General features: G+C 58.7%; 19 protein-coding genes and 1 pseudogene. 11 read left to right on the top strand and 9 right to left on the bottom strand.

Going from position 1 to position 17,176, the window contains the following annotated elements:
• The first annotated feature begins 111 nt into the window (after positions 1 to 111).
• The 5 genes and pseudogenes from dusA (at position 112) to tal (ending at position 3,179) form a co-directional block, all read left to right on the top strand.
• Complete coding sequence (gene dusA / locus ABH912_RS30800) at positions 112 to 1,107, top strand: tRNA dihydrouridine(20/20a) synthase DusA (protein WP_429512605.1); 996 nt, start codon at positions 112 to 114, stop codon at positions 1,105 to 1,107.
• Between the two features lie 37 nt (positions 1,108 to 1,144).
• Complete coding sequence (locus tag ABH912_RS30795) at positions 1,145 to 1,342, top strand: AbrB/MazE/SpoVT family DNA-binding domain-containing protein (protein ID WP_429512604.1); 198 nt, start codon at positions 1,145 to 1,147, stop codon at positions 1,340 to 1,342.
• Between the two features lie 82 nt (positions 1,343 to 1,424).
• On the top strand, positions 1,425 to 1,745 hold the full coding sequence (locus ABH912_RS30790; protein ID WP_429512602.1) for a transcriptional regulator: 321 nt from the start codon (positions 1,425 to 1,427) through the stop codon (positions 1,743 to 1,745).
• Positions 1,732 to 2,043, top strand: a complete 312-nt coding sequence (locus ABH912_RS30785) for a helix-turn-helix domain-containing protein (protein WP_033061895.1) — start codon at positions 1,732 to 1,734, stop codon at positions 2,041 to 2,043. The genes ABH912_RS30790 and ABH912_RS30785 overlap by 14 nt, the downstream gene beginning before the upstream one ends.
• A 208-nt stretch (positions 2,044 to 2,251) precedes the next feature.
• A pseudogene (gene tal, locus ABH912_RS30780) lies at positions 2,252 to 3,179 on the top strand (transaldolase).
• 122 nt (positions 3,180 to 3,301) lie between these two features.
• Here tal and rssC read toward each other — a convergent pair.
• The 3 genes from rssC to ABH912_RS30765 form a co-directional block, all read right to left on the bottom strand.
• On the bottom strand, positions 3,302 to 3,784 hold the full coding sequence (gene rssC, locus ABH912_RS30775; protein WP_007935262.1) for an anti-sigma factor antagonist RssC: 483 nt from the start codon (positions 3,782 to 3,784) through the stop codon (positions 3,302 to 3,304).
• Positions 3,784 to 4,965 carry a two-component system response regulator RssB gene (gene rssB / locus ABH912_RS30770; RefSeq protein ID WP_429512600.1) on the bottom strand — a complete coding sequence of 394 codons (1,182 nt, stop codon included), beginning with the start codon at positions 4,963 to 4,965 and terminating at the stop codon, positions 3,784 to 3,786. Before rssB ends, rssC begins: the two co-directional genes overlap by 1 nt.
• Positions 4,966 to 5,317: 352 nt before the next feature.
• Positions 5,318 to 6,007 (bottom strand): MlaA family lipoprotein, encoded by a 690-nt coding sequence (locus ABH912_RS30765; RefSeq protein WP_033061896.1) that lies wholly within the window; start codon positions 6,005 to 6,007, stop codon positions 5,318 to 5,320.
• A 190-nt stretch (positions 6,008 to 6,197) separates the two neighbouring features.
• On the opposite strand from ABH912_RS30765, the gene ABH912_RS30760 reads away from it, so the two are divergent.
• Complete coding sequence (locus tag ABH912_RS30760) at positions 6,198 to 6,818, top strand: phosphatase (RefSeq protein ID WP_033061897.1); 621 nt, start codon at positions 6,198 to 6,200, stop codon at positions 6,816 to 6,818.
• A gap of 110 nt (positions 6,819 to 6,928) precedes the next feature.
• The gene (locus ABH912_RS30755; RefSeq protein WP_008151367.1) at positions 6,929 to 7,192 is read left to right on the top strand and encodes a DUF4404 family protein; all 264 of its coding nucleotides are present in this window, start codon (positions 6,929 to 6,931) and stop codon (positions 7,190 to 7,192) included.
• A gap of 48 nt (positions 7,193 to 7,240) precedes the next feature.
• Here the strand turns inward: ABH912_RS30755 and queF are convergent, their stop codons facing one another.
• Together queF and ABH912_RS30745 are read right to left on the bottom strand one after the other, a co-directional pair.
• The gene (gene queF / locus ABH912_RS30750) at positions 7,241 to 8,071 is read right to left on the bottom strand and encodes an NADPH-dependent 7-cyano-7-deazaguanine reductase QueF (RefSeq protein ID WP_429512597.1); all 831 of its coding nucleotides are present in this window, start codon (positions 8,069 to 8,071) and stop codon (positions 7,241 to 7,243) included.
• Between the two features lie 61 nt (positions 8,072 to 8,132).
• Positions 8,133 to 8,654, bottom strand: coding sequence for a cupredoxin domain-containing protein (locus ABH912_RS30745; RefSeq protein WP_033061899.1), 522 nt, complete (start codon positions 8,652 to 8,654; stop codon positions 8,133 to 8,135).
• A gap of 155 nt (positions 8,655 to 8,809) precedes the next feature.
• Between ABH912_RS30745 and ABH912_RS30740 the strand changes: the two genes are divergently transcribed.
• Together ABH912_RS30740 and ABH912_RS30735 are read left to right on the top strand one after the other, a co-directional pair.
• A complete protein-coding gene (locus ABH912_RS30740) occupies positions 8,810 to 9,490 on the top strand; it encodes a heavy metal response regulator transcription factor (RefSeq protein WP_008151374.1) in 681 nt (226 codons plus the stop codon).
• Positions 9,490 to 10,839: a heavy metal sensor histidine kinase gene (locus ABH912_RS30735; protein WP_429512594.1), complete on the top strand. Its 1,350-nt coding sequence runs from the start codon at positions 9,490 to 9,492 to the stop codon at positions 10,837 to 10,839. Before ABH912_RS30740 ends, ABH912_RS30735 begins: the two co-directional genes overlap by 1 nt.
• A 69-nt stretch (positions 10,840 to 10,908) precedes the next feature.
• Here the strand turns inward: ABH912_RS30735 and ABH912_RS30730 are convergent, their stop codons facing one another.
• The 3 genes from ABH912_RS30730 to ABH912_RS30720 form a co-directional block, all read right to left on the bottom strand.
• On the bottom strand, positions 10,909 to 12,153 hold the full coding sequence (locus tag ABH912_RS30730; RefSeq protein ID WP_033061902.1) for a lipoprotein-releasing ABC transporter permease subunit: 1,245 nt from the start codon (positions 12,151 to 12,153) through the stop codon (positions 10,909 to 10,911).
• 64 nt (positions 12,154 to 12,217) lie between these two features.
• Positions 12,218 to 12,901 (bottom strand): lipoprotein-releasing ABC transporter ATP-binding protein LolD, encoded by a 684-nt coding sequence (gene lolD / locus ABH912_RS30725; protein ID WP_185753189.1) that lies wholly within the window; start codon positions 12,899 to 12,901, stop codon positions 12,218 to 12,220.
• A 7-nt stretch (positions 12,902 to 12,908) separates the two neighbouring features.
• Positions 12,909 to 14,159: a lipoprotein-releasing ABC transporter permease subunit gene (locus ABH912_RS30720; protein WP_429512591.1), complete on the bottom strand. Its 1,251-nt coding sequence runs from the start codon at positions 14,157 to 14,159 to the stop codon at positions 12,909 to 12,911.
• A 94-nt stretch (positions 14,160 to 14,253) separates the two neighbouring features.
• Between ABH912_RS30720 and ABH912_RS30715 the strand changes: the two genes are divergently transcribed.
• Both ABH912_RS30715 and ABH912_RS30710 read left to right on the top strand, forming a co-directional pair.
• The gene (locus ABH912_RS30715; protein ID WP_033061905.1) at positions 14,254 to 14,835 is read left to right on the top strand and encodes a PilZ domain-containing protein; all 582 of its coding nucleotides are present in this window, start codon (positions 14,254 to 14,256) and stop codon (positions 14,833 to 14,835) included.
• A 14-nt stretch (positions 14,836 to 14,849) separates the two neighbouring features.
• Positions 14,850 to 15,572 carry a glycerophosphodiester phosphodiesterase gene (locus ABH912_RS30710; protein ID WP_429512589.1) on the top strand — a complete coding sequence of 241 codons (723 nt, stop codon included), beginning with the start codon at positions 14,850 to 14,852 and terminating at the stop codon, positions 15,570 to 15,572.
• Positions 15,573 to 15,614: 42 nt separating this feature from the next.
• Here the strand turns inward: ABH912_RS30710 and sthA are convergent, their stop codons facing one another.
• Positions 15,615 to 17,009, bottom strand: coding sequence for a Si-specific NAD(P)(+) transhydrogenase (gene sthA, locus ABH912_RS30705; RefSeq protein WP_046055269.1), 1,395 nt, complete (start codon positions 17,007 to 17,009; stop codon positions 15,615 to 15,617).
• Positions 17,010 to 17,176: the final 167 nt, after the last annotated feature.

The following is a 17,176-nucleotide window of genomic DNA, read 5'->3' as shown; positions in this document are numbered from 1 at the left end:
ACATGCCGTTGCTCAGATTTCCTGAACAATCACAGTAAGCCTCACCTAAACCCGCAACCCCAATCCTGATAAACTCCCCACCTCCCAGCCCCACCCATCTCAGAACCGCCAATGCCCCCAATCACCGCCACACCCGCCCCGCTCTCCCGCCGCTTCTCCGTCGCCCCGATGATGGATTGGACTGATAGGCATTGCCGTTTTTTCCTACGCCTACTCTCCAAGCACGCGCTCCTCTACACAGAAATGGTCACCACCGGCGCGCTGCTCAACGGTGATCACGACCGCTTCCTGCGTCACAACGAAGCCGAGCACCCGCTCGCGCTGCAACTCGGCGGCAGTGTGCCGCTGGACCTGGCGATGTGCGCGCGCATGGCGCAGGAGCACGGTTACGACGAGGTGAATCTGAATGTCGGGTGCCCGAGTGATCGGGTGCAGAACAATATGATCGGTGCGTGCCTGATGGGGCATCCGCAGTTGGTGGCCGATTGTGTGAAGGCGATGCGCGATGCGGTGGCGATTCCGGTGACGGTGAAGCATCGGATCGGGATTAATGGGCGGGACAGTTACGAGGAGTTGTGTGATTTCGTCGGCACGGTTCGGGATGCCGGGTGCACGAGTTTTACGGTGCATGCGCGGATTGCGATTCTGGAGGGGTTGTCGCCGAAGGAGAACCGCGACATTCCGCCTCTGCGCTATGACGTGGCGGCGCGGTTGAAGACGGATTTCCCGGAGTTGGAGATTATTCTCAACGGCGGGATCAAGACGCTGGAAGCCTGTCACGAGCATTTGCAGACGTTCGACGGTGTGATGTTGGGTCGTGAGGCTTATCACAATCCTTATGTGATGGCTGAGGTGGATCAGCAGCTGTTCGGCAGCACGGCACCGGTGATCAGCCGGGCCGAGGCGCTGGCGCAGTTGCGGCCGTATATAGCCGCGCACATCGATGCGGGCGGCTCGATGCACCACATCACTCGGCATGTGTTGGGGCTGGGCACCGGGTTTCCGGGGGCGCGCAAGTTTCGGCAGTTGTTGTCGGTGGATATTCATAAGGCTAAAGAGCCTTTGGTGTTGCTGGATCAGGCGGCGGAGTTGTTGGAGGGGCGGTAACCGGAAAATCCCCAGCTACGTTGATGGAGTGTCATTGATGGCAACTGCGAGGCTAACGACGCAAGGACGAATTACCATTCCGGCGCAGGTTCGCACCTCACTCGGGTTGGCCGCAGGTGATCACGTCGAATTTGTAACGTTGCGAGACGGCAGCGTTGAATTTTTGGCCAAGACGGGCTCGGTTCATGCACTCAAAGGTCTTATCTCAAGCGGTCCAAGACGATCAGAGTTGTGAGCCCGAACCTGTCGCCGGATCTAATAAAAGGCAATTAGTCTCCAATTGTCAGCCACTACGTCAAAGACGTATGATCGTAACCATGCTGACAATCATTGAATCCAAGCTTTTTACAAAACTCTGGCCGGATTACTGGACTGAAGAAGAACGTGGTGCCTTCATGTCCTATCTGGCGAACAATCCGGACACAGGCGCAGTGATCCCCGGCTCGGAAGGATGCCGAAAAGTGCGCTGGAGCATGGATGGGCGCGGTAAAAGTGGCGCGGTTAGAATTATCTACATCGCGCAACTTGCCAGCGGCGCCTTGGTCACATTGCTGATCTACGGCAAAGGCGCCACAGAGAACATCCCCGCGCATATACTGCGCAAAATCGCAAAGGAGCTAAATCATGCCCCTGACTGAAAAAGAACTGATGGAACGGGATGCCAAACGCAATATTGGCGAAGAACTGTTGGCGTCGATTCTTGAAGTCAAAGCCGGCCTACACGGCGACGTTCACAAAGTTGAAGTAACCGAGGCCGCAGAGGCCCGAAGCAAAACCGGTCTATCGCAACCGAAGTTTGCGGAGCTGCTGGGCGTTTCCGTACGCACTCTGCAGGAGTGGGAACAAGGACGACGGTCCCCTTCCGGGGCTGCACGATCGCTCCTTCATATCGCCGCTATTCGCCCTGACGTTTTCCGAGACGTATTGGCGAATTGAAGTCATGACTGTGGATCTTCTGGGTACTAACGGTCACCCGGGTTGAACCTGCGCCCGAATTTGGCATCGTATTTACCGATACCGCGCCCCGCCATTCAAACAGCCGTTTTCACGTTGTTGCCGCTGGGGCCCTCGATACGTACACGCACCCTTGAGTGGCTGTCAGCGCTCGGGTAATGTCATTAGACCCATAGGACAGAGCACGCCCATGACTTCCAAGCTGGAACAACTCAAACAAATGACCACCGTGGTTGCCGACACCGGCGACTTCGAAGCTATCGCTCGCGTTAAACCCGTGGACGCTACCACCAACCCTTCCCTGCTGCTGAAAGCGGCGGCCATTCCCGGTTATGCCGAGTTGCTGAACGCTTGCGTCAGCGACTGCAAGGGCGATGTGGGCCTGGCCAGCGACCGTTTTGGCGTCGCGGTAGGGCAAGAAAATTCTGAAAGTGATCCCTGGCCGTATTTCCACCGAAGTGGATGCGCGCCTGTCGTTCGACACTGACGCCGTATTGAAGCGGGCGCACCGTCTGATCGACCTGTACGACAAGGCCGGCATTGGCCGTGACCGCGTGCTGATCAAGATCGCTTCAACCTGGGAAGGCATCCGCGCTGCCGAAATCCTGGAAAAAGAAGGCATTCAGACCAACCTGACGTTGCTGTTCTCCTTCGCTCAGGCTGCGGCGTGTGCTGACGCCGGGGTGTTCCTGATTTCGCCGTTCGTGGGTCGTATCTACGACTGGTACAAGAAGGCCAACGGCAACGACTACACCGGCGCGGATGATCCGGGCGTGCAGTCGGTGACGCGTATCTACAACTACTACAAGGCCAATGACTACAAGACTGTGGTCATGGGCGCGAGCTTCCGTAACCTGAATCAGATCGAGCAACTGGCCGGTTGCGACCGCCTGACCATCAGCCCGGATCTGATTGATAAGCTGGCGGCGGATACTGGCAAGCTGGAGCGCAAATTGGCCCCGGGTCATGCCGGTGAAGCGCGTTTGAGCTTGAATGAAGCGCAGTTCCGTTGGTTGTCCAACGAGGACGCGATGGCGACCGAGAAACTGGCTGAAGGTATTCGTCAGTTTGCTCGTGACCAGGAAAAGCTTGAGGCATTGCTGCAAGCCAAGCTCTGATCCAGTAAGAGCAAACGCAAAAAGGGCGAACCTTACCGGGTTCGCCCTTTTTTATATGTCGATTTTGGGGCTGCTTCGCAACCCAGCGGGAGCAAGCTCCCTCGCCACAGGTATGCAGTGAATCAGTGGCGCTCGAGGGCGTTCACCAGATCATGGAACGCTTCACGATTGGAGTCGTTCAGGCCCATAAGGATCTTGTGCGCTTCGAGCACTTTGATCCGTACCACTTCTTCGGACTGATCCTGGTCTGGCAGGTCGGTCAGGCACTCAGGGCACGGGATCGGGCGGTCAACGATGTTGAACACTTGCTCGAAGCCCATGGACTGCAGCAGACGGGTGATGTCTTCGTGGGTGGTGACGACGGTCGGCAGCAAGCCGACCTTTTGCCGCGACAGGATCGACAGCTTGGCCAAAAGGCCAAGGGTGGTGCTGTCGATGCTGCGGGTTTCGGTCAGGTCGATCACGATTGCGTTGAAGTTCAACGCCGTGAAGATCCGCTCAATAGTCGCATCCAACGCCGAACACAGGGTCAGGCGAACTTCACCGACGAACTTCAGGACGAAGGTGCCATCCTGCTCGGCGAACTGGATTCTACCGGTACTCATTAAAGATTCCTGCTCAACACCAACAGGGCGATATCATCCGGCATCTCCCCTAGCGTGGCCAATCCAAAAACCTGCCGCAGACCATCCAGGCTGCCGCCCGCTGCCTTGACCCGTTGGGGCAAAGCCGCTTCTTTTTCTTTGAGTGTAGGTTCTGGCAAAAGGTCCAGAATGCCATCGGACATCAGCGTCAGGCTGAACGTCGGCGGCAGCTCCAGCACGTGGTCTTCGTAGGTAGCTTCATTGAAGAGGCCCACCGGCAGACCACGCCCTTCCAGATAACGAACACTGTCTGGCGTGTACAACACAGGCAACGGCAAATGACCACCGATGCTATAGGTCAACAAACCTGTCTCCTCGTCGATGACTCCACCGACCATTGTGACGTGTTTGCCCAGCTTACAACTGATCAGGCCTCGGTTGATATGACCAAGGACCTCTGAAGGCTTGAATTCCGGCAATGTACCGCTGCGCTTGGATTCGAACAGCAAACGCGTGGTCATGAACTTCAGCAGCACGGTAACGAAGGCTGAAGAGGCGCCATGACCGGAAACGTCCGCCAGGTAGAAGGCTACCCGACGCTCGTCGACCCGAAAGTAGTCGACGAAATCACCCGACAGGTACAGCGACGGGATGATCTGGTGGGCAAACTGGAACTCGTCGATGGTCCAGGGGCTGACCGGCAGCATGTTCATCTGCACCTGGCGACCGGCGTTCTGGTCTTCCTGGAGCAGGTTCAGGCTGGCGGCGAGCTCGCGGTTGGCCTTTTCCAGCTTCTCGCGGTAGCGCTGGTTTTCCAGCAGCAGGCGCGCACGATCCAGGGCCCGGCGCACAGAGTGCTCGAGCACAGCCAGATCTTCGAGAGGCTTGATCAGGTAGTCCGCCGCGCCCAGGCGCAGGGCCTCGACCGCGTCGTTCATCACGCCGGCGCCCGAAACCACGATCACCGGGGTTTGTGGCGACAGCTCGGTGATCTGGCGAATGAGTTCGAGTCCGCCCATCTGTGGCATGCGCAGATCGCAGATGACCAAGTCGGGCTTGTCTTGCTCGAATACCTGAAGACCCTGCTGGCCATTGCTGGCCTGCAAGACGCTGAAACCACTGTCTTCCAAATAGGCGGCGAGGCTCGCGCGCACTACTTCGTCATCATCGATTATCAGCAGCGTGGCACTGGTTTTTGGCATGTGGGCAAACGGCGCCAGAATTAGGTTGGCGTAGCAGGCAGGGGCTTTGTCCCGGCTCACACTACTGGATTCGCTTTCTAGCCTCTCTACTGCACTGTTTTCGAGCATTTGCCCTACACACAGGTACACCAGAGGTGCCCTTCTAAGGCGCAGACGGTACTCCCATCCGCGGGGCGTTTCAAGCTCACGCCGATGGTCGCTTGACGTCTTTCGATTTCAAATCACCGGGAGTTATAAGAACAGGCAAAACCGTAACGTAATGGAAGGTTCAAACCCATGAGCCAAACCGGTCCCGGAAGCCAAACGAAAGAAGGCGGCCCACTGGCCGCCTTCATCGTTTTACCGGTCGAAATCAAAAATCGTCTTCGACCTTGCCGTCTTTTACTTTGAATTCGCGGTTCTGCAAGTACGCATTGCGGATGAAGGTGTACTTGTCGCCGGTGATCAGCTTTTCGCTCGACAGCAGACTGGCGCGGGTGTCGATGATGTTCAGGCCAAAGATCGAGTTACGCACAGGCACGTCGTTGATGTACGGGTACGGGCCGGTGTAGCCGTCGACATACTTGGAAGGCGCGTCACGCAGGGTGCTTGGGCCCAGAAGCGGCAGCATCACGTATGGGCCGCTGCCTACGCCCCAGTAGCCGAGGGTCTGGCCGAAGTCTTCGTCATTGCGTTGCAGGCCCATCTTGGTGCCCACATCGAAGAAGCCCAGCAGGCCGAAGGTGGTGTTGAAGATCAAGCGTGCGGTGTCGACGCCAGCGGCGGCCGGTTTGGCCTGCAGGATATCGTTGGCAAGGTTGGTGACTTCACCGACGTTGCGAAACATGTTGTGGATGCCGTCTTCAAGGAATTGCGGCGTCACGAACTGATAGCCCTGGGCCAAAGGCTTCAGCGCATAGGTGTCGAGCACATCGTTGAACTTGTAGATCGGGCGGTTGATGCTTTCCCAAGGGTCGTCTTCCGAGGCTGCCTGGGCAACGAACGGAACCAGCAAAACGCTGGTAAACACACAAAACTGAGCTAGATGATTGCTCCAGCGCATAGAAAAACTCCTTGGATTGTACTGGCACGGGCCCTTGGCCCAAGCGTTAAGCGGACTAGTATAAGACGGAAAAGCCGCTTTAGGCAGCACCGTGCAAGGCAGCCTGCAGTTCATTCGTGTGGATTCACATCAGTGTCACCCAACTGTCACCTTCGCCGCCTAGCCTTGAGGCTATTTCAGGGACGTTGATATGCCGCACGCCGAAACCTTGCCCCACATTGCGCCCAGCCTGACCGCCGTCCTGTTCGGCCTCAGTGGTTGCCTGGTGGATTTCGGTGCCCGCACACGCGCACATGGCGCCCCCTCTGCCCTGCACGCCGAGGCCACGCCCGGTGCGCTGGATAGCCTGCGCAGCTTGCAGCATCAGCAGATTCCCTGTGCCTGGCTCGATGAACTCCCCCCTGCCCTCAGCCATTCCCTGGCCGCTGCCTTGCCTTCATGGATCAAACCCTCGCAACAATCCGAAACAAACAATCCATGGCCGGCACCGCACGCCTGCTGGCAAGCCTTGATGACGTTGAATGTTGAACGACTGGAAGGTTGCGTGCTGGTCAGCGGCGAACCGCGATTGCTGCAAGCAGGGCTCAATGCCGGATTATGGACGATTGGGCTGGCGTCCTGCGGCTCACTCTGCGGCCTGGCGCCCAACGAATGGCAGGCGCTGACTCAGCAGGAACGGGAATTCAAACGCGGCAAGGCAACGATGCAACTGTTTGGTCTGGGTGTGCATTCGGTGATCGATCACCTCGGTGAACTCGACACCTGCCTGGCCGACATCAGCCTGCGCCGACTCAAGGGCGAAAAGCCCTGATCGAGATCATGCAGGTTGCGCGCGAGTGGATTAATCTAAAGGTCAAGCCATAGACCTTTGGCATGCTGCTGCGGTCTATGCCAGTGCCTATCGATAAAAGGAAGAACGCCATGCCTGCCCGCGAACTGCAACAACAGCTCAATACTCTGCGCGAGCAATTGGAACAGAATCCACCGCTGACCGAAGCCGAGCGCGAAGACCTGCACGCGCTGATGCAACAGATCGAACTGGAACTGGAGCTCGAAACCAAAACCCAGGACTCCAGCCTCGCCGACAATGTGAACCTGGCCGTCGAACGCTTCGAAATCGAACACCCGACCCTTGCTGGCACCTTGCGCAACATCGTGCAAGCCTTGGCCAACATGGGGATCTGAACCCGTCAGATACAAAAAAGCCCCGCTAGTGATAGCGGGGCTTTTTTCTTACTGGCGGACCAGCCGATGGTTCGGCAACTGCACGTCTTCAGTACTGCGATACGGGTTGATGTCCAACCCACCTCGGCGCACATACCGCGCATACACCGTCAATTTCTCCGGTTTCAACAACCGTTGCAGGTCGAGAAAGATCCGCTCCACGCACTGTTCATGAAAGTCCGAGTGCTGACGGAAGCTCACGATGTATTCCAGCAAACTCGCGTGATCCAGTGCCGCGCCACGGTATTCCACCGCCACACTGCCCCAGTCCGGCTGACTGGTGACCGGGCAGTTGGATTTGAGCAAATGACTGTGCACGCTCTCCTCCACGATGCGCGATTCATCGCAACGCAGCAGCTCCGGGCGCGGATGCTCATAGTTGCTGACGCTGATATCCAGATCATCAATGCACACACCCGGCAACGCCACGACGCCTTCGGCCTCGACGTCTTTCAGGCTGCGAATCCGCACGCCGACCGGTTTACCGGCAGCGGCCGACAGGTCTTTGGCCAACGTCGCTTCAAGGCTCGCAGTGTCGGCAAATGGAGTCTGGTTCAGGGAGTTGAGGTACAGCTTGAACGACTTCGATTCGATGATATTCGGCGAATCCGCCGGGATACTGAATTCGCCAATCGCCACCACTGGCTTGCCGGACGGCAACAGCCACGACAGCTCGAAGCAATTCCAGAAATCCACGCCCTTGTACGGCAAGGTTTCAGCCGTCAGACCCAGCTCGGCCCATTTCGCGGTGCGCGGAATCGGGAACAGCAAGGACGGCGTATAGGTGGCGATGTATTCGCTGGATTTGCCCAGCGGCGAGTGTTCGGCTGCGGGATGCATGGCGGAAACCTGACTGAAGAATCAGCGGATTCTACCAGCCTTTGCTCCCGCCTTTGAGTGCTTACTGACTGACAGTCAACTTGCCGACCATGCCGGCCTGGTAATGACCGGGGATATTGCAGGCAAATTCCAGGTTGGTGGCCTTGGTGAAGGTCCAGGTCAGCTCGGCGGTTTTGCCCGGCTCGACGAGCACGCTATTGGGGTCGTCGTGTTTCATTCCATGCTCCATACCGGCCATGGCGCCGTGGTCCATATCCTTCATGCCTGTAGGCATCAGCATGCCGCTCTGCTGCATCTTCATCATTTCCTGCTGATGTTTGGCGTGCATTGCCGCGTCACCGAGGTTGAACTCGTGCAACAACTGCCCTTTATTCACCAACACAAAACGAACCGTCTCACCGGCCTTGATATCAATCGCCTTGGGCGTGAACGACATGTCGCCCATGACGAATTCAACGCTGCGAGTCGCTTGGGTCGCCGGGGCCGGTTGGCCAAAGTCGTAGGTATGCGCCGGGGCAGCCCACGCCGGCGAGCTCAGCGCCAGCAAACACGCGACGCGCATCAGTGATTTGCGCAAAAACATAGTCGTACTCCAACAAGATAAGGTTCAGCCTGTGGAAAACTCTAAACTGCTGCGACTGCCCATAACCTGACAGCCAGATTACAACTTTGTCAGGTTGACCTGTATTCACGCTGCCCACGGTATAAAGCGTTCGTTCCATTTACCTCGAGTCGCCCATGAAACTGCTGATCGTCGAAGACCAACCGAAAACTGGCCACTACCTGCGCCAGGGCCTGACCGAGGCCGGTTTCAATACTGAACTGGTGGCGGACGGCAGCACCGGCCAGCAACTGGCGCTGACCGGCGATTACGCGCTGTTGATTCTTGATGTGATGCTGCCCGGTCGCGATGGCTGGCAGATTCTGCAAGCGGTGCGCGGCGCCGGCCTCGACACGCCGGTACTGTTTCTGACAGCGCGAGACGCGGTGGAGGACAGGGTCCACGGCCTCGAACTGGGCGCCGACGACTACCTGGTCAAGCCCTTCGCCTTCTCCGAACTGCTGGCCCGGGTCCGCAGCCTGTTGCGCCGTGGTAACGCCACACCTCAGGAAACCAGCCTGCAACTGGCGGACTTGCGTCTGGACCTGATCCGCCGGCGGGTCGAGCGCAGCGGTCAGCGCATCGATCTGACGGCCAAGGAATTCGCCCTGCTGGAAATGCTCCTGCGCAGGCAAGGCGAAGTCCTGCCCAAATCGTTGATCGCTTCCCAGGTCTGGGACATGAATTTCGACAGCGACACCAATGTCATCGAAGTGGCAATCCGTCGTTTGCGCCTGAAGATCGACGATGAATTCCCCAACAAGTTGATTCACACCGTGCGTGGCATGGGTTACGTCCTTGAAGAGCGCCCCGCCTGATGCGTCGACTTTCGTTAAGCAGCCGCCTGGCGCTGCTGTTTGCGGCGTGCACCGCCGTGGTGTCGCTGTTTGCCGGGGTGTTGTTCAGCCGGGCCAGTGAAGCGCATTTCGTTGAACTTGATCAGCAGTTGCTGGACGGCAAGTTGATTGGTTTGCGTCGGGCACTTCATGACATTCAGTCGAGTGAAAGTGAAGTCAGACTGGCCGATGAATTGAGCCGACAGGCTGACCTGTCGCTGCGAATCACCGGCAGCGACGGCAAGCGCTGGTATGACAGTTCAACGAACCTCCCCCAGGCATTGCCGACCCAACCGGGTTTGTCCACGGTGAGCAGCGAAGGTACCGACTACCGCGTCCTCAACGCTCCGTTGTACCTCGACAAACCTGACTCGCCGCAGCTGACCTTGCTGCTGGACATCACCCATCACCAACACTTTCTGCAACGCATGCAGCACCTGATCTGGCTGACGGTCGGCTTGTCGGCACTGGCCACCGCCCTGCTCGGTGCCTGGGCCGCGCGCAGTGGGCTGCGTCCGTTGCGGCGCATGAGTGCGGTTGCCAGCGGGGTTTCAGCGCAATCGCTCAGTGCACGCCTGCCCGAAGAAAACATGCCGCCAGAACTCGCGGAAATGGCCCACAACTTCAATGCCATGCTCGGACGCCTCGACGACTCTTTTCAGCGGCTCTCGGCCTTCTCCGCCGACATCGCCCATGAATTGCGCACGCCGTTGTCGAACCTGCTGACTCACACCCAGGTCACCCTCACCCGCCCACGCCCCATCGAGGATTACCGCGAAGCACTGCACAGCAACCTCGAAGAACTGCAATGGATGGCGCAACTGGTCAACGACATGTTGTACCTCGCCAAGGCTGACCACGGGTTGTTGATGCCCAAGCGCGAACCGCTGGAGCTGGCGGAAGAAGCGGATTTGTTGCTGGAGTTTTATGCGCCGCTGGCAGAGGACGCTCAGGTCAGGTTGAGTCGTGAAGGCAGTGCGCGCATGGAGGGCGATCGCAGCATGTTGCGGCGGGCGCTGTCCAATTTGCTGGACAATGCGTTGCGGTTTACGCCGGTCGAAGGCGAGGTTCGGGTGCGAATTGTTGATCAGCCCAAGGGGTTGAGCCTGACGGTCGAGAACAGCGGCGACGCAATTGACGGGGCGTTGCTGCCGCGTTTATTTGATCGCTTCTACCGGGCTGATCCGGCGCGCCAGGAAGGCAGTAGTGAACATGCGGGATTGGGGTTGGCGATCACTCAGTCAATCATCCGCGCCCATGGCGGGCAGATTCATTGCGAATCGGATAACGGGTGGACGCGGTTTGTGATTGAGTTGCCCAAGGGAGATTGAGGCCAGCAGGTCTGGCCCCTTCAAGTCTAAACATACAAGCGAGCCTGCTCGCGATAGCGGTGTAATGACTTACGAATACCGCAACGCGGTAGCCGGCTCGACTTTCGCCGCACGCCATGCCGGGTAAACGGTGGCGAGGAAGCTCAGAATGAACCCGGCGGAGCAGATCAACGCCACATCCGCCCCCTGCAGTTCGGACGGCAAGTTGCTGACGAAGTACACGTCGGAACTGAAGATATGCTGCCCGCTGACCCGCTCCATCCAGCCCACCAGTTCACTGACGTTCAGCGCCGCAATCACGCCGAGCACACCACCAATCAACGTACCGACAACCCCGATCACGGTGCCCTGCACCATGAAGATCGCCATGATCTGCCGCGGTGTGGCGCCGATGGTGCGCAGGATCGCGATGTCCGCGCCTTTGTCGTTCACCACCATGATCAAGGTTGCGATGATGTTGAACGCCGCCACGGCGACGATCATCAGCAACAGCAAACCGATCATGGTTTTTTCCATCTTCATCGCACTGAACAGACTGCCCTGTGTGTGAGTCCAGTCATCTGCCTTGTAAGCGGTGCCCAGCCCGCCAGCAATATCGCTGGAAACCTTCGGTGCTGCGTACAAATCTTTCACCGCCAGGCGAACGCTTTGTACCTGATTCGGCGCCCAGTGCTGCATCTGCGCGGCATCGGCCATGTGGATCAGCGCCATGGAGCCGTCCAGCTCGGCGCCGACCTTGAACACGCCGACCACGTTCAACCGCTGCATGCGCGGGGTGATGCCGCCCGGTGCAGTGCTGACTTCCGGCACGATCAGGGTGATCTTGTCGCCGACGTTCAAGCGGAAACGTCGAGCCGTGATCTCGCCGATCACCACACCAAACTCACCCGGTTTCAGGGCATCGAGACGCCCCTGAACGATGTGCTTGGCAACGATCGACACCTTGCCTTCGAGCGCCGGATCAACGCCGCTGACCTGGATCGGCTGCATCGTCCCCTTGTAGGACAGCATGCCTTCCATCTCGGTGAACGGCACGGCGGCTGTCACTTCAGGATTCTTCATGGCCGCCGCGGCGACGGGCTGCCAATCGTCGATCGGATTGACGCCGACGATAGTCGCGTGAGGCACCATGCCGAGGATGCGCGAGCTCATTTCGCGCTGGAAGCCGTTCATCACCGACAGGACCACGATCATCGCCAGCACGCCCAGGGCGAGACCGATCATCGAGGTCATCGAGATGAAGGAAACAAAGCGATTGCGGCGCTTGGCACGGGTATAGCGTGCGCCGATAAAGATCGATAACGGTCTGAACATTCGCTGGGCACCGTATAAAAATAAAAGACCCGACGTACTGTTCAGTACGCCGGGTTTCGGCCAATCAGATGGGCGTCAGGTAACCTTCCTGCAAATGCAGGACGCGATCCATCTGGCGGGCCAGGTTCATGTCGTGAGTCACCACCAGGAACGCCGTGCGCATCGAGGTGCTGAGTTCCAGCATCAAATCCTGAATGCCCTGGGCGGTGTGGGAGTCGAGGTTGCCAGTCGGCTCGTCGAGCATCACCAGGCCTGGCTTGTTCACCAGGGCGCGGGCGATGGCCACGCGCTGACGTTCACCACCGGACAATTCGGCCGGTTTGTGCTCCAGACGATGGCCCAGCCCTACCCGCTCCAGCAATGCCGTCGCACGCTGACGCGCTTCCGGGATAGCCGTCTTGCCGATCAGCAGCGGCATGCAGACGTTTTCCAGCGCGGTGAATTCCGGCAGCAAGTGGTGGAACTGGTAAACGAAACCCAGCGACCGATTGCGCAGCAAACCGCGAGCCTTTTCGTTCAGCGCCGACAGCTCTTCACCGGCCAGCCAGACGCTGCCCTTGGTCGGTGTATCGAGGCCGCCCAACAGGTTGAGCAAGGTACTTTTGCCCGAACCCGAGGTACCGACAATCGCCACGCGCTCACCCGGATGCAGCTCCAGCTGCAGACCGGCCAGAACCTCTACCGATTCCGGGCCTTCCTCGTAGGATTTGCCCAGGTTGCGGCAGCTCAAGATTGCTTTATCACTCATGCCCGACTCACTCATAACGTAGCGCCTCCGCAGGCTGGGTGCGCGCGGCACGCCAGGCTGGATACAGGGTGGCGAGGAAACTCAGGACCAACGCGGCGGCGCAGACCATCAACACATCCTGGCTCTGCACTTGCGACGGCAGGTAATCGATGAAGTACACGTCGGCGTTCAGGAATTTGTGCCCGATCAGCCCTTCGAGGGCCGAAATCGCGGCGCTGACGTTCAGCGCGGCGAAGATCCCGACCACGGCGCCGATCAGCGTACCGATCACTCCAATGACGGTGCCCTGGACCATGAACGTCGCCATGATCGAACCTGGAGTGGCACCCAAGGTACGCAGAATCGCAATGTCGCCCTTCTTGTCGTTCACCACCATCACCAGTGTGGAAATAATGTTGAACGCAGCGACGGCGACGATCAGCAGCAACAGCAGACCGATCATGGCTTTTTCCATACGGATCGCCTGATACAGATTGCCGTGCGTGCGTGTCCAGTCGCGGGCATAGAAATGGTCTTCGCCGAGTTGCTGGGCGATGCTCCACGCGACGCGTGGTGCCTGGAACAGGTCGTCGAACTTCAGGCGGACGCCCTGGACCTGATCCGGTTTCCAGCGATGCAGCTTGGCCAGATCCTGCAAATTGGTGATGCCCAGGTAGCCGTCCAGTTCACCGGCACCGACGTGGAAGATGCCGACCACGGTAAAGCGTTTCATGCGCGGGAACATCCCGGCCGGGGTCACAGTGACTTCCGGCGCCACAAACGTCAGTTTGTCGCCGATCGCCGCACCCAACTTGGCCGCGGCCTTGTCACCGATGACGATGCCGAAACTGCCCGGTGCCAGGTCATCGAGTTTGCCCTGCTGCATGAAGTTATCAATGATCGAGACCTGCCGTTCCAGCGCAGGATCAATGGCATTGAGCAGGACTTTGGAGACCTTGCCGTTGTTGGTCAGCAAACCCTGCATCTGGGTAAACGGCGCCACGGCCGTCACCTGCGGGTTCTGCTTGACCTTGGTGGCCAGGCTTTGCCAGTCACTGATCGGCTCAGTGGACTCGATGGTCGCGTGGGGCACCATGCCCAGCACGCGGGTGCGCATCTCATGATCGAAGCCGTTCATGACCGACAGCACCACGATCATCACGACCACGCCAAGGGCGAGTCCGATCATCGAGGTCAGGGAAATGAACGACACAAAATGATTGCGACGCTTTGCACGGGTATAACGCGTGCCAATAAATACGAAGAGAGGTCTGAACATGTCGGGGCTTGTTCGGAGGGAAAAGGAACGTCCTTGTGGCGGGGGTCGGTAACCAGCTTTACACTCAGACCACCGCCGCTACCATGGGTTCGCCATGTCGACATTAGATGAAGAAGATCGCCGCGAATACTACCGTATCGAGGACACGATCGCACTGGAAATTCGGCCCCTGTCCGCTCCCGAAGCCGCAGGCCAGGATGTGTTGCAGGATGCTTCCCCACTGTTCAACTTGCTCAGCGAGCTGCACCTGAGCGAATTCGAGTCACAGCACCTGTTGCGCCAGATCAGTGAGCGCGACCGGAATCTCGCGGCGTTCCTGAAATCCCAGAACAAACGCATCGACTTACTGAGCCAGGTGATCGCAATCACCGTGCTCGGACAGATCGGCGAGCCGCAGCCGGTGATCATTTCCGAAGGCGGGATCGAGTTTCAGCATCCGACACCGATTGCCGAGGACACACATCTGTCGGTCAAACTGGTGCTGATGCCGCAAGCCCTCGGACTCTTGTTGCGGGCTCGCGTCACCCACTGCGATCGCAAAGGCGACGGCTACGACGTCGGCACCGAGTTCGAATACCCGACCGATGCCCAGCGCCAATTGCTGGCCCGCTACATTTTGCAGAAGCAGGCCCAGGAACGACGTCTGGCCCGCGAACAAAACGAATCAGGCATTTAATTTAAGGAAGAACCGTGACTCTCATCTACGGCCATCGCGGCGCCAAGGGCGAAGCACCGGAAAATACGCTGACCAGTTTTCAGCAATGCCTCAAGCACGGCGTGCGCCGCTGCGAACTGGACCTGCACCTGTCCATGGACGGCGAGCTGATGGTCATCCACGACCCGACGCTCAAGCGCACCACCGACCGTCGCGGCAAAGTCGTCGAGCACACGGCGGCCGAGCTGGTGACCTACGATGCGCGCACTGGCGGACCAGGCTGGATCAAACCGTGCCCGATTCCAACACTGGAAGAACTGTTCGATAAATGCGATTTCGAGCACTGGCAGCTGGAAGTCAAAAGCGCTTCGCGCACCCGCGCAGCGACTACCGTGCTGGCGATTCGCGAAATGGCTCAGCGTTTCGGCCTGCTCGACAAGGTGACAATCACCTCGAGTTCGCGGGAAGTATTGAAAGCTGCGCTGGACTTCGTGCCGGATGTGTCTCGCGGATTGGTGGCCGAGTACGCCTGGCTCGACCCGCTGAAGGTCGCGCAAAGCTATGGCTGTGAGATTCTGGCGCTGAACTGGACCCTGTGTACGCCGGAACGCCTGCAGAAGGCGCAGCGTCAGGGGCTGCATGTGTCGGTATGGACAGTCAACGAGCCCGCGCTAATGCGCAGACTCGCCGACTTCGGCGTTGACAGCCTGATTACAGACTTTCCCGGTTTGGCCAGCGCCACGCTCGAGAATTGCTGAAATCGGTCTCCCCGGCCGGCTCAGGCCACCGGCCGGAGCCACTCAAAAAAGCCGGTTGAGGCCATCGTACGCCGCTACTCGATAGGCTTCGGCCATGGTCGGGTAGTTGAACGTCGTGTTGACGAAGTACTTCAGCGTGTTCAGTTCGCCCGGCTGGTTCATGATCGCCTGACCGATGTGAACGATCTCCGACGCCTGATAACCGAAGCAGTGAACGCCCAGCACTTCCAGGGTCTCGCGGTGGAACAGAATCTTCAGCATGCCCTGAGGCTCGCCGGCGATCTGTGCACGCGCCATACCCTTGAAGAACGCCTTGCCCACTTCGTATGGCACCTTGGCCTGAGTCAGCTCCTGCTCGTTCTTGCCGATCGAGCTGATCTCCGGAATCGTATAGATACCGGTCGGCACGTCGTTGACGAAGCGCCAGCTATTGTTATCAACGATGCTGCCAGCGGCCGAACGACCCTGGTCGTGAGCAGCACTGGCCAGGCTCGGCCAACCAATCACGTCACCGGCGCCGTAGATGTTCGGCTTGCAGGTACGGTAGGCCTCGTCCACTTCGATCTGGCCACGACTGTTGACCTTCACGCCGACGTTTTCCAGACCCAACTGATCGGTGTTGCCAGTACGGCCGTTGCACCAGAGCAAGGCGTCAGCCTTGATCTTCTTGCCGGACTTGAGGTGCAGGATCACGCCGTTGTCCACGCCTTCGACGCGATCGTAGTCTTCGTTGTGGCGAACCGTGATGTTGTTGTTGCTGAAGTGATAGCTCAGGGCCTGGGAGATTTCCGAGTCGAGGAAACTCAGCAACTGACCGCGGTTATCCACCAGTTCAACCAGTACACCCAGACCGCTGAAGATCGACGCGTACTCGCAACCGATCACGCCAGCGCCGTAAACGATGAGTTTGCGCGGGGTGTGGCCGAGGCTGAGGATGGTGTCGCTATCGTAGATACGCGGGTGATGGAAATCGATGTCCGCCGGACGATAAGGGCGCGAGCCGGTGGCGATGATGATGTGCTTGGCCACCAGTTTTTCGACCACGCCGTTGGCGCAGACCACTTCGATGGTTTGCTCGTCGGCAAAGCTGCCGGTGCCGAAGAACACGTCGACGCGGTTACGGGCGTAGTAGCCAGTGCGCGAAGCGACTTGTTTGGAGATAACTTTTTCAGCGCTTTTCAGCACGTCCGGGAACGAGAACCAACGTGGCTCACCAATGGCCCGGAACATCGGGTTGGTGTTGAACTGCATGATCTGCCGGACCGAGTGACGCAGTGCCTTGGACGGGATGGTACCCAGGTGGGTGCAGTTGCCGCCGACCTGGCGACGGCTATCGACCATCGCAACCTTGCGCCCTGCTTTGGCGGCGTTCATTGCCGCGCCTTCTCCCGCAGGGCCGGAACCCAGCACCACCACGTCGTAGTTGTAGACAGCCATGCATACTCCTCAGAACAGGCCGCGGCGCCCTCGGCACCTGCGGCTAAATCACGCCGATCTGCGGCGTGAAGGAACAATTTGGGGCCAGTACAGAACCCGGACACAGTCTATATAAGCGTCAACGCCGCGCACATTAACCCTTGGTCGCGTCGTAGGCTAGTTTTGCC

The sequence above is a fragment of the Pseudomonas sp. BT76 TE3572 genome (assembly GCF_050435365.1).
Taxonomy (GTDB): domain Bacteria; phylum Pseudomonadota; class Gammaproteobacteria; order Pseudomonadales; family Pseudomonadaceae; genus Aquipseudomonas; species Aquipseudomonas fluorescens_W.
This window is presented reverse-complemented; position numbering and strand designations above follow the sequence as displayed.